At 69.2% G+C, this 25,182-nt stretch carries 27 protein-coding genes and 1 pseudogene; 12 read left to right on the forward strand and 16 right to left on the reverse strand.

The features are described from left to right. Positions 1–4: 4 nt before the first annotated feature. On the reverse strand, positions 5–472 hold the full coding sequence (locus tag GXW74_RS07390) for an Hsp20/alpha crystallin family protein (protein WP_338148172.1): 468 nt from the start codon (positions 470–472) through the stop codon (positions 5–7). 132 nt (positions 473–604) lie between these two features. Between GXW74_RS07390 and GXW74_RS07395 the strand changes: the two genes are divergently transcribed. The 4 genes from GXW74_RS07395 (at position 605) to GXW74_RS07410 (ending at position 4,509) form a co-directional block, all read left to right on the forward strand. Continuing rightward, entirely contained in the window at positions 605–1,564 is a 960-nt protein-coding gene (locus tag GXW74_RS07395; protein WP_211845835.1) for a radical SAM protein, read from the forward strand. A 79-nt stretch (positions 1,565–1,643) separates the two neighbouring features. Continuing rightward, on the forward strand, positions 1,644–2,024 hold the full coding sequence (locus GXW74_RS07400; RefSeq protein WP_211845836.1) for an OmpA family protein: 381 nt from the start codon (positions 1,644–1,646) through the stop codon (positions 2,022–2,024). Further along, the gene (gene recQ / locus GXW74_RS07405; RefSeq protein WP_211845837.1) at positions 2,024–3,820 is read left to right on the forward strand and encodes a DNA helicase RecQ; all 1,797 of its coding nucleotides are present in this window, start codon (positions 2,024–2,026) and stop codon (positions 3,818–3,820) included. The genes GXW74_RS07400 and recQ overlap by 1 nt, the downstream gene beginning before the upstream one ends. A 53-nt stretch (positions 3,821–3,873) precedes the next feature. Continuing rightward, entirely contained in the window at positions 3,874–4,509 is a 636-nt protein-coding gene (locus tag GXW74_RS07410) for a hypothetical protein (RefSeq protein WP_211845838.1), read from the forward strand. Positions 4,510–4,604: 95 nt separating this feature from the next. Here GXW74_RS07410 and grxD read toward each other — a convergent pair whose 3' ends face one another. From grxD to GXW74_RS07430, 4 genes are read right to left on the reverse strand one after another with little or no spacing between them, the layout of a single operon-like run. Next, positions 4,605–4,943 (reverse strand): Grx4 family monothiol glutaredoxin, encoded by a 339-nt coding sequence (gene grxD, locus GXW74_RS07415; RefSeq protein WP_211845839.1) that lies wholly within the window; start codon positions 4,941–4,943, stop codon positions 4,605–4,607. A gap of 11 nt (positions 4,944–4,954) precedes the next feature. Then, positions 4,955–5,188 carry a BolA family protein gene (locus GXW74_RS07420; protein WP_211845840.1) on the reverse strand — a complete coding sequence of 78 codons (234 nt, stop codon included), beginning with the start codon at positions 5,186–5,188 and terminating at the stop codon, positions 4,955–4,957. Next, positions 5,188–7,422 (reverse strand): phosphoribosylformylglycinamidine synthase subunit PurL, encoded by a 2,235-nt coding sequence (gene purL / locus GXW74_RS07425; RefSeq protein ID WP_211845841.1) that lies wholly within the window; start codon positions 7,420–7,422, stop codon positions 5,188–5,190. The genes GXW74_RS07420 and purL overlap by 1 nt, the downstream gene beginning before the upstream one ends. Positions 7,423–7,478: 56 nt before the next feature. After that, a complete protein-coding gene (locus GXW74_RS07430) occupies positions 7,479–8,048 on the reverse strand; it encodes a transposase (RefSeq protein WP_211845842.1) in 570 nt (189 codons plus the stop codon). A gap of 228 nt (positions 8,049–8,276) precedes the next feature. Here GXW74_RS07430 and GXW74_RS07435 point away from each other — a divergent pair, with 228 nt between their 5' ends. Next, a complete protein-coding gene (locus GXW74_RS07435) occupies positions 8,277–9,545 on the forward strand; it encodes a lysozyme inhibitor LprI family protein (protein ID WP_211845843.1) in 1,269 nt (422 codons plus the stop codon). 160 nt (positions 9,546–9,705) lie between these two features. Here GXW74_RS07435 and purQ read toward each other — a convergent pair whose 3' ends face one another. The 7 genes from purQ to purB all read right to left on the reverse strand — a co-directional run bounded on the left by purQ (position 9,706) and on the right by purB (position 14,908). After that, positions 9,706–10,401 (reverse strand): phosphoribosylformylglycinamidine synthase subunit PurQ, encoded by a 696-nt coding sequence (gene purQ / locus GXW74_RS07440; protein WP_211845844.1) that lies wholly within the window; start codon positions 10,399–10,401, stop codon positions 9,706–9,708. 52 nt (positions 10,402–10,453) lie between these two features. Next, positions 10,454–10,681, reverse strand: coding sequence for a hypothetical protein (locus tag GXW74_RS07445; RefSeq protein WP_211845845.1), 228 nt, complete (start codon positions 10,679–10,681; stop codon positions 10,454–10,456). A gap of 1 nt (position 10,682) precedes the next feature. After that, positions 10,683–10,922: a phosphoribosylformylglycinamidine synthase subunit PurS gene (purS, locus tag GXW74_RS07450; protein WP_211845846.1), complete on the reverse strand. Its 240-nt coding sequence runs from the start codon at positions 10,920–10,922 to the stop codon at positions 10,683–10,685. A gap of 91 nt (positions 10,923–11,013) precedes the next feature. Next, positions 11,014–11,778 carry a phosphoribosylaminoimidazolesuccinocarboxamide synthase gene (gene purC, locus GXW74_RS07455; protein WP_211845847.1) on the reverse strand — a complete coding sequence of 255 codons (765 nt, stop codon included), beginning with the start codon at positions 11,776–11,778 and terminating at the stop codon, positions 11,014–11,016. Between the two features lie 144 nt (positions 11,779–11,922). Continuing rightward, a complete protein-coding gene (locus GXW74_RS07460; protein WP_211845848.1) occupies positions 11,923–12,687 on the reverse strand; it encodes an NRDE family protein in 765 nt (254 codons plus the stop codon). Between the two features lie 304 nt (positions 12,688–12,991). Further along, positions 12,992–13,330 (reverse strand): hypothetical protein, encoded by a 339-nt coding sequence (locus GXW74_RS07465; protein ID WP_211845849.1) that lies wholly within the window; start codon positions 13,328–13,330, stop codon positions 12,992–12,994. A gap of 240 nt (positions 13,331–13,570) precedes the next feature. Next, on the reverse strand, positions 13,571–14,908 hold the full coding sequence (gene purB / locus GXW74_RS07470; protein WP_211845850.1) for an adenylosuccinate lyase: 1,338 nt from the start codon (positions 14,906–14,908) through the stop codon (positions 13,571–13,573). A gap of 157 nt (positions 14,909–15,065) precedes the next feature. Between purB and GXW74_RS07475 the strand changes: the two are divergent. Then, positions 15,066–15,692, forward strand: a pseudogene (locus tag GXW74_RS07475) (TerC family protein); the annotation flags it as partial. 211 nt (positions 15,693–15,903) lie between these two features. Continuing rightward, positions 15,904–16,524, forward strand: a complete 621-nt coding sequence (locus GXW74_RS07480) for a hypothetical protein (RefSeq protein WP_211845851.1) — start codon at positions 15,904–15,906, stop codon at positions 16,522–16,524. 442 nt (positions 16,525–16,966) lie between these two features. Here GXW74_RS07480 and GXW74_RS07485 read toward each other — a convergent pair whose 3' ends face one another. The 4 genes from GXW74_RS07485 to GXW74_RS07500 form a co-directional block, all read right to left on the reverse strand. After that, a complete protein-coding gene (locus GXW74_RS07485) occupies positions 16,967–17,944 on the reverse strand; it encodes a S1C family serine protease (RefSeq protein ID WP_211845852.1) in 978 nt (325 codons plus the stop codon). Positions 17,945–18,019: 75 nt separating this feature from the next. Continuing rightward, positions 18,020–18,766 (reverse strand): RadC family protein, encoded by a 747-nt coding sequence (radC, locus tag GXW74_RS07490; protein WP_211845853.1) that lies wholly within the window; start codon positions 18,764–18,766, stop codon positions 18,020–18,022. A gap of 78 nt (positions 18,767–18,844) precedes the next feature. Continuing rightward, complete coding sequence (gene map / locus GXW74_RS07495) at positions 18,845–19,651, reverse strand: type I methionyl aminopeptidase (RefSeq protein ID WP_211845854.1); 807 nt, start codon at positions 19,649–19,651, stop codon at positions 18,845–18,847. 74 nt (positions 19,652–19,725) lie between these two features. Continuing rightward, positions 19,726–20,613 (reverse strand): class I SAM-dependent methyltransferase, encoded by an 888-nt coding sequence (locus tag GXW74_RS07500; RefSeq protein WP_211845855.1) that lies wholly within the window; start codon positions 20,611–20,613, stop codon positions 19,726–19,728. Between the two features lie 98 nt (positions 20,614–20,711). On the opposite strand from GXW74_RS07500, the gene GXW74_RS07505 reads away from it, so the two are divergent. The 5 genes from GXW74_RS07505 to GXW74_RS07525 all read left to right on the forward strand — a co-directional run bounded on the left by GXW74_RS07505 (position 20,712) and on the right by GXW74_RS07525 (position 24,934). Further along, positions 20,712–22,301 (forward strand): rhodanese-like domain-containing protein, encoded by a 1,590-nt coding sequence (locus GXW74_RS07505; protein ID WP_211845856.1) that lies wholly within the window; start codon positions 20,712–20,714, stop codon positions 22,299–22,301. A gap of 5 nt (positions 22,302–22,306) precedes the next feature. Beyond that, positions 22,307–23,101 (forward strand): ComF family protein, encoded by a 795-nt coding sequence (locus GXW74_RS07510; RefSeq protein ID WP_338148174.1) that lies wholly within the window; start codon positions 22,307–22,309, stop codon positions 23,099–23,101. A gap of 241 nt (positions 23,102–23,342) precedes the next feature. Then, a complete protein-coding gene (gene grxC / locus GXW74_RS07515) occupies positions 23,343–23,600 on the forward strand; it encodes a glutaredoxin 3 (protein WP_211845857.1) in 258 nt (85 codons plus the stop codon). An 85-nt stretch (positions 23,601–23,685) separates the two neighbouring features. Further along, positions 23,686–24,177 carry a DUF1178 family protein gene (locus tag GXW74_RS07520; RefSeq protein ID WP_211845858.1) on the forward strand — a complete coding sequence of 164 codons (492 nt, stop codon included), beginning with the start codon at positions 23,686–23,688 and terminating at the stop codon, positions 24,175–24,177. Positions 24,178–24,211: 34 nt separating this feature from the next. Beyond that, positions 24,212–24,934 carry a hypothetical protein gene (locus GXW74_RS07525; RefSeq protein WP_211845859.1) on the forward strand — a complete coding sequence of 241 codons (723 nt, stop codon included), beginning with the start codon at positions 24,212–24,214 and terminating at the stop codon, positions 24,932–24,934. The last annotated feature ends 248 nt before the right edge of the window (positions 24,935–25,182 follow it).

Genomic DNA, 25,182 nt, shown 5'->3' on the forward strand with positions numbered 1-25,182 from the left:
TCTGTCAGGGCGCGGGCTTCGCGCCGCCGATCGGGATGCGGTTGACCGCAGGCTTGGCTTCGGCCGGGCGCTTCAGGGTCACCGTCAGCACGCCCTTGTCGAAGGCGGCGCTCGCCTGGGCGGGGTCAGCGGCCCAGGGCAGGCGGATGCTGCGGCGGAAGCTGCCATAGGAGCGTTCGGAGATGTGCACGCCCTCCTTCTCCTCGGACTTCTCCTCCCGCTTCTCGCCCGACATCGTCAGCATTTCGCCGTCGAGCGAAACCTCGACGTCCTTCTCCTCGATGCCAGGAAGCTCGGCGCTCACGGTCAGGCCACCTTCGGTCTCCTTCATCTCGACCGAGGGTGCAAATCCTCCCAGCGGCGCGGGAACGCCGCGGAACATTTGGTCGAAGACCCTGTTCACCTCGCGCTGTAACGTTCCAAACAGGTCCGACGAAGACTCTGCACGAGGCATCGGAACACGCGACACCATGACCCTTTCCCTCCTTGCGCACGCGCCCGACGGGATGCCACCCGGCCGGGCTGGACGGTACGCGTTTAGGCGAAGGGCGTCGGCGACGCCTTGTCCTGGATCAAGCCTTCGCCGAGGCGCCGGGGGCCAGCCATGAGCCGGCCGGCCCTGGCGCCGGCGAGGCCGCTCGACCCGGCGAAATTCCGTGACCCGGAAGTAACGGCGAAAGGGGAACGTCGTGCCGTCGTCCCGCTTGTCGGGCTGCGTACCCTGTGGGTGAATACCGGCACGCTGTGCAGTATCGCCTGCCGCAACTGCTACATCGAGAGCAGCCCGAAGAACGACGCGCTCGCCTACATCTCCGCCGCCGAGGTCGCGGCCTATCTCGACGAGGCGGCCGCCCTCGGCGCACCGCTGCAGGAGGTCGGCTTCACTGGCGGCGAGCCCTTCCTCAACCGCGACCTCCCACGGATGCTGCGCGACGTGCTGGGCCGGGGCCTCTCGGCCCTGGTGCTCACCAACGCCATGAAGCCGATGATGAACCATGCCGCGGCGCTGCTCGCCCTGCGCGCCGATTTCGGGGAGCGGCTGACCCTGCGCGTCTCGCTCGACCACCACGAGGCGGCGCTGCACGACCTCGAACGCGGGAAGGGGAGCTTCGCGAAGACGCTGGAGGGCCTCACCTGGCTGGCGCGTCAAGGCTTCCGCATCCATGTCGCCGGCCGGGCCGGCTTCGGCGCCGGCGACGAGGCCGGGATGCGCCGGGGCTACACCGCGCTTTTCGCCGCCCATGCCATCCCGGTGGACGCCTCGGATCCGCTTGCGCTGATGCTCCTTCCGGAGATGGACGCCACAGCGGACGTGCCGGAGATCACCGAATCCTGCTGGGGCATCCTCAGGAAGTCGCCGGACAGCCTGATGTGTGCCTCCGCCCGCATGGTGGTGAAGCGACGTGGCGCCGATCGCCCGGCGGTGCTCGCCTGCACGCTGCTGGCCTATGATCCGCGCTTCGAGCTTGGGGCGACACTGGCCGAGGCGTCCCGGTCCGTGGCGCTCAACCACCCGCATTGCGCGACCTTCTGCGTCCTGGGGGGTGCCGCCTGTTCTCGCTGAGGAAGACGCGCGAAGGTTGACGACACGAGCAGCTTCGCGCGACCAAGAGGCTATAGAGCCCCCCCCCGGAGTCGTCCGCATGCGTCGCCGTCACCTGTTCCCCGCCCTCCCTGCCGTGCTGGCCGCGGCCTGCACCGCCCCGGCGACACCGCCGGTGATCGCTGTCTTCTTCACCGAGGACAGCGCGCAGCTCGACACCGAGGCACAGGAGGTGGTGCGCCGCACGGCCGCAGTCGCCCGCGGCGGCACGGGTCCGGTTCAGGTTCTCGGCTTCGCCGGGCCGGCGGGCGCCGTGGCGTACAATCGCGCTCTGTCGGAAGCGCGCGCCCAGCATGTCGCCGATCTTCTCGTGAGCAACGGCGTGGCGCGCGATCGGATCCGCATCGTCCCCCGCGGGCCCGTGCCCTTCGAGGCCGTGCCGACGGAAAGCCGCCGCGTCGAGATCCGCATCGGCGCCTGATGCCTATCCCGGAGGACCCGCGGGAGGTCCTCCGCCGCGTCTTCGGCCATGAGGGATTCCGCGGGCGGCAGGAGGAGATCGTCCGCCACGTTACCGCGGGCGGGTCCGGTCTCGTGCTCATGCCGACGGGTGGCGGCAAGAGCCTCTGCTTCCAGGTGCCGGCGCTATGCCGCAGCGGAACCGGGGTCGTCGTCTCCCCGCTGATCGCGCTGATGGAGGACCAGGTCGCCGCTCTGCGTCAGCAGGGCGTGGCGGCGGCCGCCCTGCATTCCGACCTGCCGCCGGAGGAGGCGCGGGCGGTGCTGCGCGACCTGCATGGGGGGCGGATTCAGCTGCTCTATGTCTCGCCCGAGCGTTTGACGCTGGACGGCACGCTACAGCGGCTGGACGAACTGCCGATCGCTCTTTTCGCGGTCGACGAGGCGCATTGCGTCAGCCAGTGGGGGCATCACTTCCGGCCGGAATACCGTGGCCTCGGCGTGCTGGGCGAACGCTTTCCTCGAGTGCCGCGGTTGGCACTGACCGCCACGGCCGACCCGCGCACCGTCGAGGATATCCGCGTCCAGCTCGGGCTGACCGAGGCGCCGGTCTTCCGGGCCTCCTTCGATCGGCCGAACATCTTCATCACCGCCGCGCCACGGGAGAGCGAACGGTCGCAACTCCGCGCCCTGATCCGCGAGGCCGAGGGTTGCGGGATCGTCTATTGCGGCAGTCGCGCCAGGACCGATAGCACGGCGGAATGGCTGCGCGCCGACGGGCACGACGCGCTCGCCTTCCATGCCGGCATGGATGCCGAGGCGAAGCGGGAGGCGCATCGCCGCTTCGCGCGCGGCGACAATGTGATCATGGCGGCGACCATCGCCTTTGGCATGGGCATCGACAGGCCGGATGTACGCTGGGTGGCACATCTTGACCTGCCACGCAGCCCGGAGAGCTGGTATCAGGAGATCGGCCGCGCCGGCCGCGATGGCCTTCCGGCGCGCGCCCTGCTGCTGTTCGGCGCCGGTGACATTGCCATCGCACGGCATCGCATCGCTGAGAGCCCGGCGAGCGAGGAGCAGAAGCGCGTGGAACGGTCGCGCCTCGACGCCATGATCGCCATCGCTGAGGCGGCGACCTGCCGCCGCGCGCTGCTGCTGCGCTGCTTCGGGGAGGAGCCCGCCTCGGCTGATTGCGGTGCCTGTGATGCTTGCCGCGCGCCACCGCGGCTGTTCGATGGGACGGTGGCGGCGCAGAAGCTGCTCTCCGCCGTAGTGCGGACCGGCCAGCGCTTCGGCGTCGGACATGTGGTGGACGTGCTGCGTGGGCGGCTGACCGACAAGGTGGCGCAGTTCGCCCATGATCGGCTACCGACCTTCGGCATCGGCAAGGATTTGTCGGACAGCGCCTGGCGCGGGGTCGCGCGGCAGTTGGTGGCGCGCGGGGCGCTCGATGTGGTGGTGGAGAACCATGGCGAGCTCGTTGCGACCGAGGCCGCGCGCCCGGTGCTGCGCGGCACCGAGCCTGTGATGCTGCGCCAGGATGCGGTGCAGGCGACGCCGAGGCGTGCGGGGTCAGCGGTGGCGCCCCTGGGTTCCGGCGATCCGCTCTTCGAGGCGCTCCGGCTCTGGCGGCGCGGGGTGGCGCAGGCGCAGTCGGTGCCGGCCTATGTTGTGGCGGATGACCGCACCCTCGCGGGCATCGCGTCGCGACGCCCGGCAAGCGAGGACGACCTGCTGGAGGTCCCCGGAATGGGCCGGTCGCGCGTCGAGCGATACGGCACCGACATCCTGCGTATCGTCCGCCAGGAAGGCTGAGCGTAGGTCGACCGGGTGCCGAACGGTTAGGCTGCTCCATGAGGTGTGATCGATTGCATCGCGTGGTGGTGGAGCCTCGCTATGCTGCTGCACCATGTTTGGGGAACGCTGACATGCACCGTTCGGTCCTGCTTGCCTCCACGCTGATCGCCGCGATGGCCACCGCGTCCGAACCGGCGCGCGCGGACGAGATCTCCGATGCCATCACCGAAGCGCAGCGCGCCTATCAGGGCGGGCAGGTGCAGGCAGCACAATCGGCCCTGCAGGAGGCGCTGCAACTCTTGTCCCAGCGCGCGGCGGCCAGCCTGGCGGCGGCATTGCCGGATCCGTTGCCGGGCTGGACGGCGGAGGAACCGACCTCCAACGCCGCGGGCGTGGCGGGATTGTTCGGCGGATCGACGGCGTCGCGTACCTATCGCAACGCGCAGGACCAGACAGTCGAAATCCAGGTGATCAGCGACAATCCGATGATTGCGCAACTCGCGGCAGTGATGGCGAACCCGATGCTGGCCGGGGCCATGGGGCGCCTGGTACGTGTGGGCGATCAGCGCGCCGTCCAGTCGACGGACGGGAACATCCAGATGCTGGTGGACAACCGCATCCTGGTGCAGGTGCAGGGCGACGCGCCGGCCGAGGCGAAGCTCGCCTTTGCCCGTGCGATCAACGTGGGGCGGCTTGCCGGGCGCTGAGTACCGCGCAGCACGCCAGGGTTCGGCGGCGGCTTCCGGATGCCGCCGGGTGACTCTCCGGGACCGCGCGATGTGGCGCAGCCCCGGAGGAGGCATCAGGCCTCGGCCTTGTGGGGCACGCCCTTCTCAGCCATCAGCGTGGCCAGCTCGCCCGACTGGAACATCTCCATCACGATGTCGCAGCCGCCGACGAACTCCCCGCCGACGTAGAGCTGGGGAATCGTCGGCCAGTTGGTGAAGGCCTTGATGCCCTCACGGATCTCCATGTCCTCCAGGACATTCACACCCGCGAAGGGTACGCCCATGTGGGAGAGGATCTGCACCACGCGGGCCGAGAAGCCGCACTGCGGGAAGACCGGCGTGCCCTTCATGAAGAGCACCACGGGGTTCTCCGTGATGGTGGCCTGGATGCGATCGAAGGTCGGGTTGGACATCGGGTCGGGTCCTATTCCGGAGCGGAGGTCTGAAGGGCGAGGGCATGCAGCACGCCCCCCATGCGCCCCTGAAGGGCAGCGTAGACGATCTGGTGCTGCTTGACGCGGGACAAGCCGCGGAAGGATTCCGAGGTGACCTTGGCAGCGTAGTGGTCGCCATCGCCGGCCAGGTCCTCGATGGTGACCTCGGCATCCGGGAGAGCCGCCTTGATCAGCGCCTCGATCTCCGCCGGTTGCATCGCCATCAGGCCGCTCTCCCTTCCATCAGCGCGGGCAGCGTCGCCTCGTTCGCATCCCGCAGCACTGAAACCGATATGGACCGGCCGCCGCCCAAATCCAGGGCGGCACCGCCGGAACGGCCAAGGCGGAAAGCCGGGATGCCGGCCGCCTTGGCCTCCGCCAGGATGGCAGCAGCGTCGGAGACCGCAAGGACGTAGCGGGCCTGGTCCTCGCCGAACCAGAAGGCGTGGTCCGGGGTGTCCGTTTCCGGGGCGGTGAGGGTGGCGCCGACGCCGGTGGCCATGGACATCTCCGCGACCGTGACCAGCAGGCCGCCATCGGCGCAGTCGTGGCAGGCGAGCACCTCCCCGGCCAGGATGCGGGCCCGGACGAAGTCCCCGTTGCGGCGTTCGGCGCCGAGGTCCACGGGGGGCGGGGCGCCTTCCTCGCGGCCCGCGATCTCCCGCAGCCAGAGGGACTGGCCGAGGTGGCCCGCCGTGTCGCCGACCAGGATCAGGTCGGCATTGGCGGGCATGCCAAGGCCGATCGCGTCCGCCGCGTCGTCGATCACGCCGACGCCGCCGATCGCGGGGGTGGGCAGGATCGCCCGGCCTTCCGTCTCGTTGTAGAGGGAGACGTTGCCGCTCACGACCGGGAAGTCGAGCGTGGTGCAGGCGGCGGCCATGCCGCGCACGGCGGCGGCGAACTGGCCCATGATCCGCGGCTTCTCCGGGTTGCCGAAGTTCATGTTGTCGGTGATCGCGAGCGGCAGCGCGCCGGTTGCGGTGATGTTGCGCCAGGCCTCCGCGACCGCCTGCTTGCCGCCCTCCTCGGGGTCCGCGAAGACGTAGCGGGGGGTGCAGTCCGTCGTCATGGCGAGGGCGCGGGCGTGGTCCTCGATCCTGACGATGGCCGCATCGGCGCCGCCGGGGCGCTTCACAGTCTGGCCGTTCACCAGGCTGTCGTACTGGTCCCAGATCCAGCGGCGGGAGCAGAGGTCCGGGCTGGCGACCAGGGTCAGCAGGGCCTGCTCGATGCTGGTGGGATTCGGGATGCTGGCCGGGTCCAGCAGCGGCTGCTTCGGGGTGTCCTCGGTGGGGCGGCGGTAGAGGGGGGCTTCCGATTCCAGCGGGGCCAGCGGGATGTCGGCCTCGACCTGGCCCTTGTGGCGGATGACGATGCGGCCGGTGTCGGTGAGGTGGCCGATCACCGCGAAGTCCAGTTCCCACTTGCGGAAGATGGCCTCGGCCTGGGCCTCGCGGCCGGGCTTGAGGACCATGAGCATGCGCTCCTGGCTCTCGGAGAGCATCATCTCGTAGGCGGTCATGCCCTCCTCGCGCTGGGGGACGTTGTCGAGGATCAGCTCGACGCCCATGCCGCCCTTGCCGGCCATCTCGACGCCGGAGCTGGTCAGGCCGGCCGCACCCATGTCCTGGATGGCGACGATGGCGTCGGTGGCCATCAGTTCCATGCAGGCCTCGATGAGGAGCTTCTCCGCGAAGGGGTCGCCGATCTGGACGGTGGGGCGCTTCTCCTCGCTGTCCGCGCTGAATTCCGCGCTGGACATGGTGGCGCCGTGGATGCCGTCGCGGCCGGTCTTGGAACCGACATAGACCACGGGGTTGCCCACACCCGTCGCGGCGGCGGTGAAGATGCGGTCGGCCTTGGCGATGCCGACCGTCATGGCGTTGACCAGCGGGTTGCCGTTGTAGGCGGGGTGGAAGTTGACCTCCCCGCCCACGGTCGGGACGCCGACGCAGTTGCCGTAGCCGCCGATGCCGCGGACCACGCCGTCGATCACCTGCTTCATCCGCGGCGCGTCGGGGGCGCCGAAGCGCAGGGCGTTGAGGTTGGCGATGGGCCGCGCGCCCATGGTGAAGACATCGCGCAGGATGCCGCCCACGCCGGTGGCCGCACCGTTGTAGGGCTCGATCCAGCTCGGGTGGTTGTGGGATTCCATCTTGAAGACGGCGGCCAGGCCATCCCCGATGGCGATGACGCCGGCATTCTCGCCCGGGCCCTGGATGACCCAGGGGGCCTTGGTGGGCAGTTCCTTCAGCCAGACGCGGCTGGATTTGTAGGAGCAGTGCTCGCTCCACATCACCGAGAAGACGCCGAGCTCGGTCAGCGAGGGCGTGCGGCCGAGGATGGCGAGGCAGCGGTCGTACTCGTCCGGCTTGAGGCCGAATTCGGCGGCGAGCTGGGCGGCGCGGGTGGGGTCGAGCGAGACGGGGGCGCTCTGCGGGGCGGCGGCGGTCATGTGCGCCTTGTCGGCACGCCGCGCGCCGCTGTCCAGGGGGTTCGCCGCCGTGGCCGTCATGACCAGCCGAGGCGCAGCGCGCGGGGGATGTGTTTGATGCCGCCGGCCCGGCGGTGCAGGCGGCGGAGGGTGCGCAGGAGGGCCGCGTAGAGGCCATGCGCGGCGGTGCTGCGCGGGGGCGGGGGCAGGCGGAGGTTGTGGCGCAGGTTTTCGGACAAATCGGGGTCCGGGACTTTTGAGGGCGGGCCGTTCAGGGCCTGGAGGAAGCCGAGGCGGCGGATGAGGGAGATGAATTTCAGCCCGCGGAGCCGGACGGCGCGGCGGCAGGCGCGGAAGATGAGCGGGGCGATTTCGCGCAGCGGGTGGTTAGGACCTGCGTCCTTGATGGCTTCGAGCAGGCGTTCCCACAGGCCGGCATGGGTGAGGCGGCGGAAGTAGCGGGCGACGGTGTCGGGCTTGCCGTGTTCGGGCGGGAGGCAGCGCCAGGGGAGGGTGGTGGAGGTGAGGTGGAATATGGCGTTGATGCGGGTGCGGAGGTCGCCGATCTGACGGCCGGCGGGGGAGCGGGGGAGGAGGTAGGGGAGGAGGGCGTGGAATTGGGTGGGGGTGAGGGGGTGAGTAGACATGAAGGTCTTTGAGCACGTAAACGTCGAAAAAGCAATCTTTTCCTATTTCAGCTTCCGAGCTCATAGGGCGAGCTTGATCCAGCAATGGGTCGCGGTGAGTCGCTCTTCAGGGATGAGCGTCCCTGCTAACGCCATTTGCCAAGAATGCGCCGGCCGTCGGCTTGCTGTTGCACTCAGCCCAAAGGTCATGCATCGCTCGGTTAATTCGAAAAGGGACTGCAACGAGCCGTGCCTCAGCAGAACTGGCTGTCCATCCCATTTCTGGACGTGGTTACCCAATCAAATTGGTGGTGGGTGGCCGCAGGCATTGGATACGCGGTCCTTCGTGTCGCTGAGTACATCGGCAAGAGATTGATCGAGGGAAAGCCTGAAGCTGAGCATGTGGATCATCTTATGCGATGGGCCGATCTCCAGAAGAAACTGGATGATGGTAAGATGAACCTAGACGATCTTAAGAAGCTTCGCATGCAGGCTTTGGGGAAAAAAATCGAAGGTGCTGCAGTTGTTGCCGAGCAATACGCCTCAACTGCTAACCGTCTTCTGACAAAAGCGGGAGAATTATTCCCAAGAAGCGAAAAATCGGGAGATAGAAACGAAAATTCCTCTGAATGGCGTTCAGATTTCTTGAGGAAAAAAATTAGCAACTCAATGTCACAACAAGAAATGAATGCCGTCTCCTGGGAATTATTTTTAGATGCGAATCGTGAATTATCTAATTTGATGCTTCAAATCAAGGCAGAAGCTTCAAAAGAGGAGGTGAAGGCTCTCCTCACTGCCCACGAGTTTTGGTTAAAGTTTCGTGAGGCAGAGGCAAGCCGAGAGGCGAGTGTTTGGGAGGGCGGTTCGATCCGGCCTCTGATGTTCAACTCGGCTATGGAGGCTATTACTAGGGAAAGGATTGCACAGCTAAGATGGCGAAATAAAAACGAAGTTAGTGAGATAATTAAAATCAACAGGAGAAAAACGCCAGTCAATATTATTGAGCATATTATCGTTGGTGTTCCCAGGGAGCGCGTTGAGCAGCTTCTGGGTGTTCCATATTTGATCGTTGGGGATTGTATGTATTATAATTATGAAGACACTCAAGTCGAGGTGAGGCTTAGATCGGGGGTTGTGGAGGCTGTGACGATTGCGCTCTGCCATGGCCACAAATTCTTCGGAACATCTTCGACAGGTCTTACTGATATACCGCTGGGTCAACTTACATTGGCAGACCTACTAAAGGCTGATCCGGGCCTTTCTATTCAGTACAATTTTAGTGTTAGGACCAAGGAGGTATTTGTTAGGCCGCGCATCGGGCCGCCTGGCGCTTGGACAGAATATTGCTTTGGCGCGCTTGTGGTATTCAGTGGTGCAGGTCGTCTGCAGGAAACGGATTTTGAGTGGAATCACGCAACTGAAAGTCTATCGACTCATCCGAGGGATGTCCTAATAAATTATATGGCAATTCCTGGTCCGGGTGATGGGCCGCCAGCGTTCGCGTGGTTTATTAACTGATATGAGATTGTAGTAGTAAGTGAAATTTCATTCGTTTTATTGTTGAAGATTGATAGAGGGCTAAGGTCAGATTTATGTAATAATTTAGTGAAACGAAGGTGCAGGAAACTAAGTTTCCTGCCGGGGTGCAGGGGCAGAGCCCCTGCAAAACACCACCGCCTCAGGCCGAGACCAAACTCTCCGCCAGGCTTTCGAACATCGGCAGCCCGTCCGTCCCGCCCATCAGGTCGTCCACCAGGTCTTCCGGGTGGGGCATCAGGCCGCAGATGCGCAGGTTGGGGGAGAAGATGCCGGCGATGTTGCGGGCGGATCCGTTGCGGTTGGCGGCCTCGGTCGCTTCGCCGTTTTCGTTCACGTAACGGAAGGCGACCAGGCCTTCGCCTTCCAGGCGGTCGAGCGTCGCGTCGTCGGCGAAGTAGTTGCCGTCGCCGTGGGCCATGGGCGCGCGGAAGGTGGCGCCCTTCTGCCAGCGGCTGGTGAAGGCGGTGCCGGCGCGCTCGACGCGGAGCGTGCAGTCCATGGACAGGAAGCGGAGGGAGGCGTTGCGCAGCAGCCCGCCGGGCAGCAGGCCGGCCTCGATCAGGATCTGGAAGCCGTTGCAGACGCCGAGGATGTGGCCGCCCTTCTCCGCGAAGGCCTTGATGTCCTTCATGATGGGCGACTGGGCGGCCATGGCGCCGCAGCGCAGGTAGTCCCCGTAGGAGAAGCCGCCGGCGAGCACGACGAGGTCGAGGTCGCGGGGCAGGTCTTCCCGGTGGAACAGCATCAGCGGGTCGCGGCCGGTCACGCGCTTGAGCGCGGTGCGCATGTCGCGTTCGCGGTTGGTGCCGGGGAAGACGATGATGGCGGCTTTCATGGCGTGGTCCCTGCGGCGGGTGTGCGGTCGTCGGGGTAGTGCTGCCTGGCGGTCAGCCGATCGAGAGGCGGAGCCAGTGCAGCCCGCCCATCACGATCATGGTTGCGGCGGCGGCGAGCGCCGCGGCGGTGACCCAGCGGTTCGCCGTGCGCTTGCTGCGTTCGATGAGGCCGAGGCGGGAGGCCTGCCGGCCGGCGGCGAGGCGCTCCTCACGCCAGCGCAGCCCCATCGCGATGAGGACGGTCAGCACCGCCATCGCGAGGAGGCTTGCCTTCACCACGTCAGGCGATCTCCACCCGGAAGGATTCGATCACCGTGTTGGCGAGCAGCTTGCGGGCCATGTCCTCGGCGGCAGACTTCGCCTTGGCGGGATCGGTCTCGGCGAGGTCGAGCTCGATGACCTTGCCGGCGCGGACGTCATTGACGCCGGCGAAGCCGAGGCCTTCGAGGGCATGGCCGATGGCCTTGCCCTGGGGGTCGAGGACGCCGGCCTTGGGCATCACGTAGACACGCGCTTTCATCGTTCGGACATCCGCTCCAGGTTTCCGGTGCTCGACGCCGAGCGGAAGGCGCGCTCCTTGCGCGACGGCTTCGCCCAGCCACGACCGGGTGTCACTGCATGCTCTCCGGGCCCTTGAGGTCGCGGGCGCCGGCCTCGGGCAGGATGCCGAGGCGGCGGGCGACTTCCTGGTACCCTTCCTCGACCTTGCCGAGGTCGCGGCGGAAGCGGTCCTTGTCCATCTTCTCGCCGGTCTTGGCGTCCCACAGGCGGCAATTGTCGGGGGAGATCTCGTCGGCGAGGACAATGCGCATCTCGTCATTCTCCCACAGCCGGCCGAATTCCAGCTTGAAGTCGACGAGGGTGATGCCGACGCCGAGGAACAGGCCGGTGAGGAAGTCGTTCACCCGCAGCGTCAGCGCGACGATGTCGTCGAGGTCCTGGGTGGCGGCCCAGCCGAAGCAGGTGATGTGCTCCTCGGCGACCATCGGGTCACCGAGCTGATCGTTCTTGTAGTAGTACTCGATGATCGAGCGCGGCAGGCGCTGGCCTTCGGGAATGCCGAGGCGGGTGGCGAGCGAGCCGGCGGCGACGTTGCGGACCACGACCTCGAGCGGAATGATCTCGACCTCGCGGATGAGCTGTTCGCGCATGTTGAGGCGGCGGATGAAGTGGGTGGGCACGCCGATCTCGGCCAACCGCGTCATCAGGTATTCGCTGATGCGGTTGTTGAGCACGCCCTTGCCGGTGATGGTGCCCTTCTTCTGGGCGTTGAAAGCGGTGGCGTCGTCCTTGAAGTACTGGACCAGGGTGCCGGGCTCCGGCCCCTCGAACAGGATCTTGGCCTTGCCCTCGTAGAGTTGTCGGCGTCGCGCCATGTCGCAGGAATCCTCGTCGCCGCCTGGCCGGGGGGGCAGGCGGACTGCGGGGGTCGTATAGCAAGTGCAATCGGGGGTGACCATGACGCTGCCCGAAGGGCAGGGCTGTGGGGGCGTCGCAGCGGGCGGTTGCGGCGCGGCGTTTCAGCCACCGGCGGTTGCGGCGAGGGCCGGCGGGCCGACAACGGCGAAGGGCGCCGACCCGGGCCGCCCGGGGCAGAACTGCCAGGTCGCGCTGCCGTCCCGCCTGAGGGCGAGCAGGCTGGAGCAGACGGTGCCGAAGCCGTTGGTGGGTGGCACGTTCAGCGTGCTGGCGATGCCGGCGTCGGGATCCTGACCGTCATCAGCCAATAGTGTCGTCCAATCGGACCAGTCGTCGTCGTCGGGGTCCGGCGGCGCGGCCGCCTGGAAGCGCGGCAGATGGCGGCGGGTGCGGGGACTCGACAGGTCGTTGGGGTCGTGGGCGGTCACCATGGTCACGCCGGCGGGCAGGTCCACGACTTCCGGCTGGCCGTGCCCGAGGCCGCGCAGGAAGAAGGCGCGAGCCGCGTCGGCGATGACCAGGTTGAAGGGACGCCAGTGCCCGGCGGGCAGGGTAGCGATCCTTGCCGCGGCGTCAGCGGCGCTGGCTTCGGCAGCGGCGACCAGGGGCAGCTCACCGCGGGACCGCTTGCCGGCTTCCGGTCCGAGGCTGCCCGGCCGGTTCAGGGCGGCCGCGACGACACCGGAGGTACCCAATGCCATCCAGCTTCCGCCGGCGGTGCGGTCCCGACCACCGATCACGCCGGGGCGGGCCGGCCACCAGAGGCCGGGCGGGTCCCACGGGCGGTCCAGCCGTTCGTCGCGGTTGGCGGCCATGACAAGCGGCCAGCTATGGCCCGGCCGCCGCAGAAGGATGACGGTGCACATGCCGGACAGGCTGCTGAGGCTTGGCCTCGGGCGCAAGCCGCCGGCAGTGGGCCGCGGCTAACATCCTGCCCGCGAAGTTCGCAGGATTTCCGACGACGGGAGCGGACGAGCAGGCCGGTGCCGGAGGTGGAAAAGCACTGCACGGCGCATTTCCAGGCAGACTCTGAGAACGAAGCCCGCAGGACTTCGGAACCATGACCCTGGAGCGGATCCCGATCAGGTGATTCCACCTGATCGGGCGAAGATGCCCGCGAAAACAGGAAACGGGAACGGTTGCCGTGAGCCGTGGCAGGCGGAAGCTGCTCTAGAAGCGGAAGTTCAGCGAGACGCCGGGTGGGCCGTAGTAGGCAGGCGGGCCGTAATAGGCAGGCGGCGCATAGTATACTGGTGGCGGTGGCGCATAGTACACGCGGGGCGGCGGCGCGTAGTACACTGGCGGCGGTGCGTAATACACGCGCGGCGCCGGCGCGTAATAGGCGCGGGGCCGCGGCGGGGCGTGATAATACGCGCGCGGGGGCGGCCCCCAACCGCGCCCGGGATGGCCGCGCCAATGGCGGTCCCCGGCCACAGCCTCGCCGCCAGGCACTGCCATGCCGGTGATCGCAATCGCGGTGGCCATGGCCAGCATGCGAAGCCTGTGCATGATGAATGCCCTCCTTTGCCTCGCGACATTGTGGCTATGTCATGAGGCAGAAACAGGGCGGTCATCGCCATCATCGGGCCTCGGCTCTCGACGGGTCCCATGCCGCTGAACCCGGCCGGTGACCGCATCGGTCAAGCCCGGCGATACGGCGCGCGGCGCTCGTGGGGCGGCCGCGCGCGGAACCGGCACCCCGGTGCCGGACCCGGAAACGCGCCGCGAGGCGCGTTTCCAGACGGTTTCTCACGCCTCGCCGAAGACCCTCCGGAAGACGGTGTCCACATGGGCAAAGTCCCGCCGCGCATCCATCGCCGCGTCGAGGGCTTCGGCGTTCAGGCGTGCCGAAACCTCCGGGTCGGCCAGTAGGTTCGCGCGGAAGGTCTGCCCGCCAGGCGTGCCGAGTGCCTGCCAAGTCGCCATCGCGGCCCGTTGCACGGCGCGGTAGGCGTCCTCGCGGCTCATGCCGGCCTGGGTCAGGGCGAGCAGCACCTTCTGGCTGTGCACCACGCCGCCGAGCCCGTCGAGGTTGGCCTGCATGCGCGCCGGGTAGACGGTCAGCTTCTCCATCATGCCTGCGAGGCGCATCAGGGCGAAGTCGAGGGCGATGGTCGCATCCGGGGCGATGACACGCTCCACGCTGGAATGGCTGATGTCGCGCTCGTGCCAGAGCGCCACGTTCTCGAGCGCCGGGGTAACGTAGCCGCGCACCAGCCGGGCCAGGCCGGTGAGGTTCTCCGACAGCACCGGGTTGCGCTTGTGCGGCATGGAGGAGGACCCCTTCTGGCCGGGGTGGAAGAACTCCTCCGCTTCGCGCACCTCGCTCCGCTGCAGGTGGCGGACCTCGATCGCCAGGCGCTCGATGCCGCTCGCCACCACCGCCAGGGCGCAGAAGAAGGCGGCGTGGCGGTCGCGCGGGATCACCTGGGTGGAAACCGGCTCGACCTCCAGGCCGAGCTTCTCCGCCACGAAGGCCTCGACTCGGGGATCGACGCTCGCGAAGGTGCCGACCGGGCCGGAGATGGCGCAGGTCGCGACCTCCCGCCGGGCCGCGACCAACCGTTCCCGCCCGCGGGCGAATTCCGCGTAGTGGCCGGCGAGCTTCAGGCCGAAGGTGGTCGGTTCGGCATGGATGCCGTGGCTGCGGCCGACCGTCGGTGTGTGGCGGTGTTCCAGCGCCCGGGCCTTCAGCGCCGCGAGCACCGCGTCGATGTCGGCGATCAGCAGGTCCGCCGCGCGCGTCATCTGGACCGCGAGGCAGGTATCGAGCACATCGGAGGAGGTCATGCCCTGGTGCATGAAGCGTGCCTCGGGCCCGATGCCCTCGGCCATGAAGGTGAGGAAGGCGATGACGTCGTGGCGCGTCTCGCGCTCGATCTCGTCGATCCGCGCGACCTCGGCCTCGCCGATGGCGGCGGCGCGCGGGGCGCCCTTCTCGCGGATGGCGCGCGCGGCGTCCTCCGGGATGGTGCCGAGCTTCGCCATCGCCTCGGCGGCGAGGGCCTCGATCTCGAACCAGATGCGATAGCGCGCTGCGGGCGACCAGATCGCCTCCATCTGCGGGCGGGAATAGCGCGGGACCATGGTGCGGGCTCCGGATGAACGCGCCGGGGTTTGGCGCCTGCCGCAGCGCAGCGCAAGCTTCCGGCAGCAGTTTCCGTGCGCGGGGTTGCCGGAAAGTGTCCATAACGTTATCTCCGCCGCCTCGGATTCAGCCCAAACCTGCCAGGACGCCCGCGACATGTTGGAAATGCTGCCCGAATGGCTTCAGCCGCTGGCAATGGTCCTGTTCATCGACGTCGTCCTTGCGGGCGACAATGCGATCGTGGTCGGCATGGCGGCCGCGGGGCTGCCCGCGGATCAGCGCCGCAAGGCGATCTTCTGGGGCATCATCGCGGCGACGGTCATGCGCATCGCCTTCGCCTCGATCACGGTGCAACTGCTCAACATCGTCGGGATCGTGCTCGCGGGTGGCGTCCTGCTGCTCTGGGTCTGCTGGAAGATGTACCGTGAGCTTCGCGAGGGGAGCGGACACGACCATCCGGATGTGACTGAGCAGAGCGAAGGCGTGGAGGCGCTTCAGGGCGTCGAGCCCGGAGCGCCGCGCAAGACGCTGCGCCAAGCCATCACGCAGATCCTGGTCGCCGACGTCTCGATGAGCCTCGACAACGTGCTGGCGGTCGCCGGGGCGGCGAAGGACCACCCCTACATCCTGATCGTGGGCCTCGCGGTCTCCGTGTTGCTGATGGGCGTCGCTGCCACATTGATCGCCCGGCTGCTCGACCGGCACCGCTGGATCGCCTGGGTCGGCCTGCTCGTCATCCTCTACGTCGCCCTGAACATGATCTATGAGGGCACCCATCAGGTGACGGAGGCGGTCCCCGAGGCCTACGCCTATCTCTTCCTGCCGCTCGGCTTCCTGGTGCCGGCAATTGCGGGGGTATTCCCGGTCTGGCTGTGGGTGGGCGCGACGCTGATGCAGATGGTCCTCTACACCTCGGTCATCACCGTGGTCGCGGGGGCGGTCCGCGATTTCAGCCGGCGCCCGGCAGGCTGACCGCGGGCGCCCGGCGATGGCAATGCCGCGCCTGATCGCGCAGGCCCGGCTCGCATGGCGCGGCCGCGGCGGCGCCGGCGCCGCGGCGGTCTCGCCGGGCCGGAGCCTCGTCGCGGCCTGTCTCCTGCTCACCGCGTGCAGCGCCATGGAGGAGGCCAGCCGACCGCCTCTCGATACCTTGGCGACGCGCATGCCGGCGGAAATCGCCGGCTTCGTGCTGGGTGACGCCGCGCAGCGGCCCGGGCCTACGCTCGCGCTGGACTATGCCACCCGCAACCGGGCCGCCGTGGCAACGGTGCTCGTCTATGGGACCGGCGGCCGCGCCGCGCCCTCGGATCCGGCGGCGCCCGAATTCGATCGGGAACTGAGTTCCGCCGTTACCGAGGTGACGGAGGCGCCGTCCGGTCGGACCGGACGCAGGCTCACCGAGCAGCGGCGTGTCACGGTCGCCGATCCCGGGCTCCGCTGCGCCGTGATGTCGGGCGCTTTCGGTCGTGCGCCGGTGACGCGGCATGTGTGCATCGGCAGCGCCGAGGGGCGCTTCGTCAAGGTGCAGGTGACGATGGCGAGCGGCGCACCGAGCGAGAGCGCCGACGCCATGGCCTTTGCCGCCGGTGTCGTGCGCGCGGTGCGCGGCGGCTGAACGGCGTAGGGGTCATGGGCCCCGCCATGCCGGCCGCGGAAGGGTGGAAGCTGTCTGCGATCGGCGGTCCAGCCCTGGTCCGGCGCGCGGCCGTGCCGCCGACATCACGTGCGATGCGTCGTGCACCGGGATCGAACCCGCTGTCCTCGGGGCACGATGCCCATTCGACAGAGGTTTCGCCGTCCGCGCGCGGTATGCCTGGCGCAGCCCGGATTCCGATCGCAGCTTGCCGGGTTGAGGGAGCGCATCCGGCAGCCACACGCCTGACCGGTGTGCCGGGGCCTGCCCTCCAACGGAACTGCCCTTTCGAATCAGCGCCAGAGGCCGTCTGACCATCCGCGCGCGGCCCGCGCATGGGGCGATGGCGCGGGTCAGTGCCGGCCGGAAGGGGGGCGATGCCGCCGGCGGGAACACGCCTGTCGGCGCATTCCCAGACCTGCGTTCAGCGCATGCAGCGCAGGAAGACGGTCGAGGCGTGGGCGAGTTCACCGACCTCGGCCGCCGTGCGTGGCGTTCCGATGCTCTCGAGCTGCGGCTGGACGCCGTGCTCCCGCATGAAATCGACGGCTTCCGTGTGCTTCACCGCGAAATTGACGTTCTGCGGAATATCGCCGGTCGCCTGCGCGATGCGCTGCGCGTTCAGCTTCGACACGATGACGCCGACGACATGGCCGCGCAGGTCGAGCAGCGGACCGCCCGAATTTCCCTGCTGCACCGGGGCGCTGATCTGGATCTGGCGGGGATTGTCGCCGAGCCCGGCCAGGGCGGAGACATCGCCGGTCGTCAGGGTCGGCCCGGAGGAGAGCAGTCCGGCCAGAGGGAACCCATAGGTCACGACGGATTCGCCGCGACGGACCTCGGCGGCGCGCCGGAAGGGCAGGACCGGCCCCGGGTCGCTTTCGGTGCGCAGCAGGGCGAGGTCCCGCTGCGGATCGGCGGCGATGACCGTTGCCGGGATCTCCTGTCCGTTTGCCAGCCGCGCGGTCATGGCCGTGCAGCCCTCCGCGACGTGATGATTCGTCATGATCTGCCTCGGCGCCACGATGAACCCGGTACCGGAGGAGACCGGCTGGGGTTGTCCGGGCGTCTGCCCGGGACGCTGTCCGGGCCGGGCCGGCGCCGCAGCACCGAGCGGCGGCGGCTTGTCGCGCGGCAGCGCCGCCATCTGGCCGGGCCCGGGCCGAGCCGGCGGCTGCGGCTGCGCCAGGCCGGGCCTCTGGGACGGGCCGCCGAGCGGCGGCGGCTTGTCGCGCGGCAGCGCCATGCCCGGCCCCAGCCCCGGCCGGGCCGGGCCTGGGCCGAGGTTCGGTTGCGGCGGCGGCGGTGCGGGCAGGTTGCCGAGCGAGCCGGGCTTCTGCGCATCGGCCGCGGAGGCGGCGAGCGTACAGGCCAGCACGAGGGCAATTGGTACGAGGCGCATGCCGGAAGGGTGAGGCTATGCCGGTGCGCGGGTCAACGGCCGTCCCGTATCACGGCGCACATGCCGCGAAGCCCTTCACAGCAGCCCCTCCCGCCGGAAGGAAAGGTGGCGGCCATTGCCGACGATCAGGTGGTCGTGCAGCACGATGCCGAGGACGCCGGCGGCGGATTTCACCTCCTGCGTCATCTCGAGGTCGGCGCGCGACGGCGTCGGGTCGCCGGAGGGGTGGTTGTGCACCAGGATCAGCGCCGTCGCCTGCAACTCGAGGGCGCGCTTCACAACCTCCCGCGGATAGACCGGCGTATGGTTCACGGTGCCGCGGGCCTGCGCCTCGTCGGCGATCAGGCGGTTGCGCGTGTCGAGGAACAGGACGCGGAACTGCTCCACCCGTTCGCGCGCCAGTGCCGCCGAGAGATAGGCGAGCAGCCGGTCCCAATTGTTGAGCACCGGGCGTTCCATGACGTCGGCGCGGGCCAGGCGGAGGGCGGCCGCCTGCACGATGCGCAGCGCGGCGGCGCCGGCCTCGCCGAGGCCCTCCACCTCGCGCAGTTCCGTCAGCGGCGCCGAGACGGCGCCGGCGAAGGACCCGAATCGGCCGAGCAGGGCACGGGCGATCGGCTTGGTGTCGCGCCGCGGCAGGGCGAGGAAGAGCACCATCTCGAGCAGTTCGTGGTCGAGCAGCGCATCCGGCCCGGCGGTGAGCAGCTTCTCGCGCATGCGGGCGCGATGGCCGAGATGGCCGGGGGGCGAGGCCTCCTCCGGGGTGTCGACAAGGGGGAGCAGGCCGGGCATCGCCTCGGCCAGGCCGGGTTTCCTGCGCATGCGCCTCGCTGCCGGCGAAGGGCGCCGGAACGCGACGTATGCTAGGATAAATCTACTTCGGGTTGAAGTTCGCTTTCGTCAGTCCTGGCGATAGGGGCGGTGTAGCCCGGCCGGCGAGATGGTGAAGATCTCCACGCCGGTCTCGGTGACGCCCACCATGTGCTCGAACTGGGCGGAGAGGGAGCGGTCGCGCGTCACCGCCGTCCAGCCGTCGTCGAGGATCTTCACCTCGGGGCGGCCGGCATTCACCATCGGCTCGACGGTGAAGAACATGCCCGGGCGCAGCCGCGGGCCCTCGCCGGGTCGGCCGAAATGCAGCACGTTCGGCGGCGCGTGGAAGTGGCGGCCGATGCCGTGGCCGCAGAAGTCACGCACGACGCTGAAGCGGTGCTTCTCGACGAAGGTCTGGATGGCGTGGCCGACATCGCCGAGCGTCGCGCCCGGCTTGATGGCGGCGATGCCCTTCATCATGGACTCGTAGGTCACGTCCATGAGCAGCCGCGCCTTGGTGGAAGGCTGGCCGGCCACGTACATGCGGCTGGTGTCGCCGTACCAGCCATCCAGGATGACGGTGACGTCGATATTGACGATGTCCCCTTCGGCCAGCACCCGGTCGCCCGGGATGCCGTGGCAGACGACGTGGTTGACCGAGGTGCAGGTCGACTTGGTGTAGCCGCGGTAGCCGAGCGTCGCCGGCACGGCGCCGTGGTCGACCATGAACTCGTGGCAGAGCCGGTCGATCTCGCCCGTGGTGACGCCCGGGCGGATATGGGCCGCGATCATGTCCAGCGTCTCGGCGGCCAGGCGGCCGGCCTTGCGCATGCCCTCGAAATCCTCGGGGTGGTGGATCGTGATGCGGCGGGCTTCGCCGCCGTGCTGCTCCATGGTCGGGTCCAGATCGCGGCTTGATGTGAGGCCGGAAGATGCGCTCCGCGACCCCCGGTTGCAAGCACCGCGCGTCACATGCCTGGCTTCTCGCCGGCGGGATACTCGACCGTGCCGAGCGCGTCGGCGAGGCGGGCATTGGCGCTGCCGGGCCGTGCCGGCTTCGGCTGCGCGGCGGACGGGGCCCAGCCGGTCAGGACGAGCAGGCGGAAGGTCGCAGGCACGCCCTCCGCGTCGCGCGGCATGCGCGCCATGGCGAGGGGGAAGAGCGCCCGGGGCGGGACCCGCCGATCACGCGCGAGGATCGTGCTGCCTTCGCCGGCCGCGCGCAGATCGGCGAGCAGCGCGAGCGGGCTGCGATAGCGCAGGCGGATGTCCTCGGCGTCGGCGACCGGCAGCGCGAAGCCGGCGCGCTGCAGCAGGGCGGCCCCGTCGCGCAGATCGGCGAAGGGGGAGACGCGCGGGGAGATGCCGCCGCGAAGTTCCGATTCCGCTTCGGCGAGGGCAGCGCGAAGCTCCTGTAGCGTCGGCAGGCCAGGAAGGGAGGCGAGGAAGAGCCCGTCCGGCGCCAATGCGCGGCGGATCTGCACCAGCGCGCCGGGGAGGTCGTTGACCGCGTGCAGGGACAGTGAGGCGACCACCAGGTCGAAGGCGCCGTCCGCGAAAGGCAGCCACTCCTCGTCGGCGGCGACCGGCAGGCCGCCGGCGCGCGCTGCCATGCGCGGGGAAAGGTCGGCTGAAACCACGAAGGGGATGCCGCGCGCGGCGAGGCGATCGGCGATCTGTCCGCGGCCGCCGAGGTCGAGCGCCCGGGTGAAGCGCCGTGTCGTGTCGTCCAGCCGGTCGAGCAGGCGGTCGGCCGCTTCCGCGAGGATCGGAGCGACACGGTCCACGGTGCCTGCGGCGCGGTCCCGGCGCCGGCGGAGGAGGGCGCGGTCGAAGACCTGCATGGGATCGCTCATGGGCCGCCACATGCGCCCGGTTCCGCGTCGCCGCAAGGCGCGGTAGAGCAGAGCCGCGGCGCCCGTTGATGGCGGCGGATGGCAAGGGGAGAGGACGCATGGCCGGTCAGATCGACGCCGCCACGCTCAAGGGCTGGATCCGGGAGGGGCGGGAACTCGCCATCCTCGACGCGCGGGAGGAAGGGGAGTTCGGGCGGTCGCATCTGTTCTGGGCGGTGCCCTGCCCGCTGTCGAAGATGGAATTCCGCGCCCGTGCGCTGCTGCCGCGCCGCGACGTGCAGGTGGTCTGCACCGACGGAGGGGAAGGGTACGCCGCGCGGCTCGCCGCCTATCTCGAGCAGATCGGCTGTTCCAGGGTGGCGGTGCTCGCGGGCGGAACGCCTGCCTGGGTGGCGGCGGGATTCACTGCCTTCTCGGGTGTGAACGTGCCGTCCAAGGCCTTCGGCGAATGGGTCGAACACCACTACCACACGCCGTCCGTCGATCCCGCCGAGCTCAAGGCGATGATGGACGCCGGGACCGACATGGTGGTGCTCGACAGCCGGCCGATCGACGAGTTCCGCCGCATGTCGATCCCGACCGGCGTCAACGTCCCGGGCGGCGAGCTGGTCTATCGCATCGGCGAGCTGGTGAGCCGGCCCGAGACGACGGTCGTGGTGAACTGCGCCGGGCGCACGCGGTCCATTCTCGGCGCGGAATCGCTGCGCAGCGCGGGGCTGCCCAACAAGGTGGTGGCGCTGCGCAACGGCACGATGGGGTGGGAGCTCGCGGGCTTCTCCTGCGATCGGGGCCGCACCGATCGCTATCCGGAAGGCACACCGGCCACGCTTGCCGAGGCCTTCGCCCGCGCCGACCGCTTCGCACGCAAGCACGGGGTCAAGGTGGCGACGCGCGCCGAGCTTGCAGGTTTCCAGGCCGATGCGACGCGGACGACCTATGTGCTCGACGTGCGCGACCCGGCGGAATTCGCGGCGGGGCATCTCGTGGGCAGCCGCTCGGCGCCGGGTGGGCAACTCGTCCAGGCGACCGACCAGTGGGTTGCGGTGCGCGGCGCGCGCATCGTGCTGATCGACGATACCGGGGTGCGTGCCCGGATGACCGGCGGCTGGCTGCGCCAACTCGGCGGCTGGGATGTGTACGTCCTGTCGGACGGGCTGGAAGGACGGCTGGAGGAAGGCGTCTGGGCGCCGGACTGCCCCGAGGCGGCGGCGGTGAAGGTGCCGCATGTCAGCCCGGCAGACCTCGCCGCGCTCGCGGGGGAGGGGGCGGTGCAGGTGGTGGACCTGGCGCGTTCCATCGATTTCCGCGACGGGCATGTCCCGGGCGCCCTGTGGGGTATCCGCAGCCGGCTCGACCGGCTGGCCGGGCGGCTGACGGGCGACCGCCAGGTGGTGGTCGCCGCGCCGGAGGAGGCCCAGGCGCGGCTCGCCGCCCAGGAACTGCTCGGCTTCGCCAAGGCGCCGGTGAAGATCCTCGCCGGTGGCACGAAGGCATGGCAGGCGGCGGGATTCCCGGTCACGGCCGACCGTCGCGATCCGCCGGATGCGGACTGCGTGGATTTCTACCTGCGCCCCTACGACCGCAACGAGGGCGTCGAGGCGGCCATGCACGAATACCTCTCCTGGGAAATCGACCTGGTGCACGAGGTCGCCAAGGACGGCGACGCACCCTTCGGCGCCTGGGTCTGACGGGGGTGGCGGCGCGACAGGCCTTCCAGCGCCTGTCGGGCGGGGTTCGGCGGGCCTCGCTGCGCGTCCTCGACACGCTCCTGCCGCCGCGCTGCCTCGCCTGCGAGGGCGAGGTGCAGGCCCAAGGGGCGCTGTGCGCGGCCTGCTTCGCCGGGCTGACGCCGATCACCGCGCCCTGTTGCGACCGCTGCGGCGTGCCCTTCGCCCATGCCGGCCAGGCCGAGGCGACCGGATCGGCCGCCGGGCTGTGCCCGCGCTGCCGGCGGGGGCTGCCCGCCTTCCTCTCGGCGCGGGCGGCGTTCCGCTACGATGCCGGGGCGAAGCGGCTGATCCTGCCGTTCAAGCACGCGGACCGGACGGACCTCGCCATGCCCCTGGCGCGCCAGATGGCGCGCATCGGGGCGCCGCTGCTGGCCAGGGCGGAGGTGATCGCGCCCGTGCCCGCGCATTGGCGGCGAGTCCTGCAGCGGCGCTATGATCAGGCGGCGCTGCTGGCGCGCGCGCTCGGCGCCCTCTCGGCAAAGCCGGTGCTGCCGGACCTGCTGCGTCGCGCGCGGCAGACGCCGCCGCTCGCCGACAAGGGAGCGGCGGAGCGCGCGGCGACTGTGGCCGGCGCCTTCGTCGTCTCGTCTCGGTGGCGTGCTGCCATCGCGGGGCGCCGGGTGCTGCTGGTGGACGACGTCATGACCTCCGGCGCCACCGCGGAGGCGTGCAGCCTGGTGCTGCTGGGGGCCGGGGCGAGCGCCGTCGAGGTCCTCGCCGCCGCGCGGGTGCCGGACCCGCGGCTTCGGGATGCCTGAGGGCCGCTCGCGGTAGTGCGGAGAGGCGTGTTCCCACGGGCGGCGCTGGTCCCCTTCCTGGCCGTTCGTCCAGGATCGGGCGTCGTGGTCATCTGGCTGGGCATGTGCTGCCGGCATCGACTGCGCCGCGAGGCACATGCGGTTCGCCGCGTCACGCGCGGCATGCAGGCATGCCATCGCGGCATGGCGACCGATCCAGCCATGCCTTGACCCGGCCCGGCGCCGCGCCAAGTCTTCAGCCATGGCCAAGATCCAGATCTACACCACCGAATTCTGCCCCTATTGCGCCCGCGCGAAGGCGCTGCTCGAGCGCAAGGGCGTGGCCTATGAGGAGATCTACGCGCCGAACGGTTCCGAGGCGCGGCGCGAGGCGATCGCGCGTTCCGGCGGCCGGACCACGGTGCCGCAGATCTTCATCGACGGTCAGGCGATCGGCGGGTCCGACGACCTGCATGCGCTCGAGCGCGCGGGACGGCTGGACACGCTTCTGGCCGCGTGACCCGACATCTGGCAGTCTGAATGGACGAGTGCCAGATGGAAGGCGTGGCCCGCCGCCTGTGGGGCGGGCCAGGGAAGACGGAGCGATGATCCACTACCAGTTGCGCTGCGAAAGCACGGCCGAGGAGCACAGCTTCGACGGCTGGTACAAGGACAGCGCCGCCTTCGATGTACTCGCCCAGGCGGGACTGGTGGAATGCCCGGTCTGCGGGGGCACGGCCGTCTCCCGCGCGCTGATGGCGCCGGCCATTCCGAAGAAGGGCCGGCCGGCACGCAATGCCGTCGTCCCCGAAGCGCTCCCGGCGCCGCCACCGGGGGCTGCGCCGGATTCGGCGCCGGCCACGGCCGGGCCGATGCCGGCGCAGGTGCGGGCGATGCTCCAGCGACTGCGTGTCGAGGTCGAGCGCAACTGCGACTATGTCGGTGCCGATTTCGCCGATGAGGCCCGCCGCATGCACCGCGGAGAATCCGATCGTCGCGGCATCTTCGGCGAGGCCAGCGACTCCGAGACGGAGGCACTGCGCGACGAAGGCATCGAGGTGGCCCGCATCCCCTGGGTGCCTCCGGCCGACGGCTGAGACGCGAGGGCGCTGCGGCGTCGATCCTCCGCCGATGATCGTCTTCAGCTGCGGCATTCCGAAATCCGGCAGCACGCTCGCCTTCCAGATCGCGCGTGCGGTCGCCGTCCTGGGTGGCCATCCGCAATGGCGGTTGCCCCCGCCTCTGGTGAGCCCGGGGCATCGGGTGAATTTTCAGCAGGTGCTCGATGCCGGGCTGCTGCGGCAGGTCGCCGAACGGATCGGCGGCCGGACCCTGGTCATCAAGACCCATGACTCGCCCGGCCTGGAGTGGATTGCCGCCTACCGGGACCTGGCGGAGCGTGGTCAGGCGAAAGCCCTGGTCAGCCATCGCGATCCGCGCGACATCTGCCTTGCCCTGCTGGATGCCGGCCGCCGCGCGCGCCGCCGGGGGGAGGAGGCCTTCTCCGAATTCGCCACCCTCGACGGCGCAGCCGCGCGCGTCGGCGGCTATCTTGCCGAAATGGAGCGCTGGTCGGATCTGCCCGGGCTGCTGCACCTGCGCTACGAAACCTGCGCCTTTCGCATGGATGAGGCGATCACGGCGGTCGCGGAGCATCTCGGCCTGCGCTGCCCGCACTGGCCGGTGCGGTTCTACGTCGAGCGCATCGCTTTCACTCATCGTAACAAGGCGTTGCCTGAGCGACACCGGACGGAGCTGACGGCGGAGCAGAGAGCACCGCTCGATGCCGCCTTCGCCGGCTACCTCGATGCGATGGGCTATGCCCGCCATGTACCGGATGCCCCCCCGTGCTGACGCGGTCTGATACGAGCGGCACGAGTTCTTGCCTCGTGCCGAGGCCGCGACGGGCACCCGGTCACCTTGCCTTGCAACGTGACCGGGGATCGGGAATGCGGCCCGCCGGTGGTCCGGCACGTCCAAGCGAACCGGAGGTTTGCGCCCGACGTCCGGGGGCACGCAAAGGCGGATGCCAAAGGTCGCGAATAGCGGCCGCTGGTATGCGACTTCATCCGGTCTGCGGGCGCCGCCCCGGACGCGCGCAC

This window comes from Neoroseomonas eburnea, assembly GCF_018129005.1.
Classification (GTDB): Bacteria; Pseudomonadota; Alphaproteobacteria; order Acetobacterales; family Acetobacteraceae; genus Neoroseomonas; species Neoroseomonas eburnea.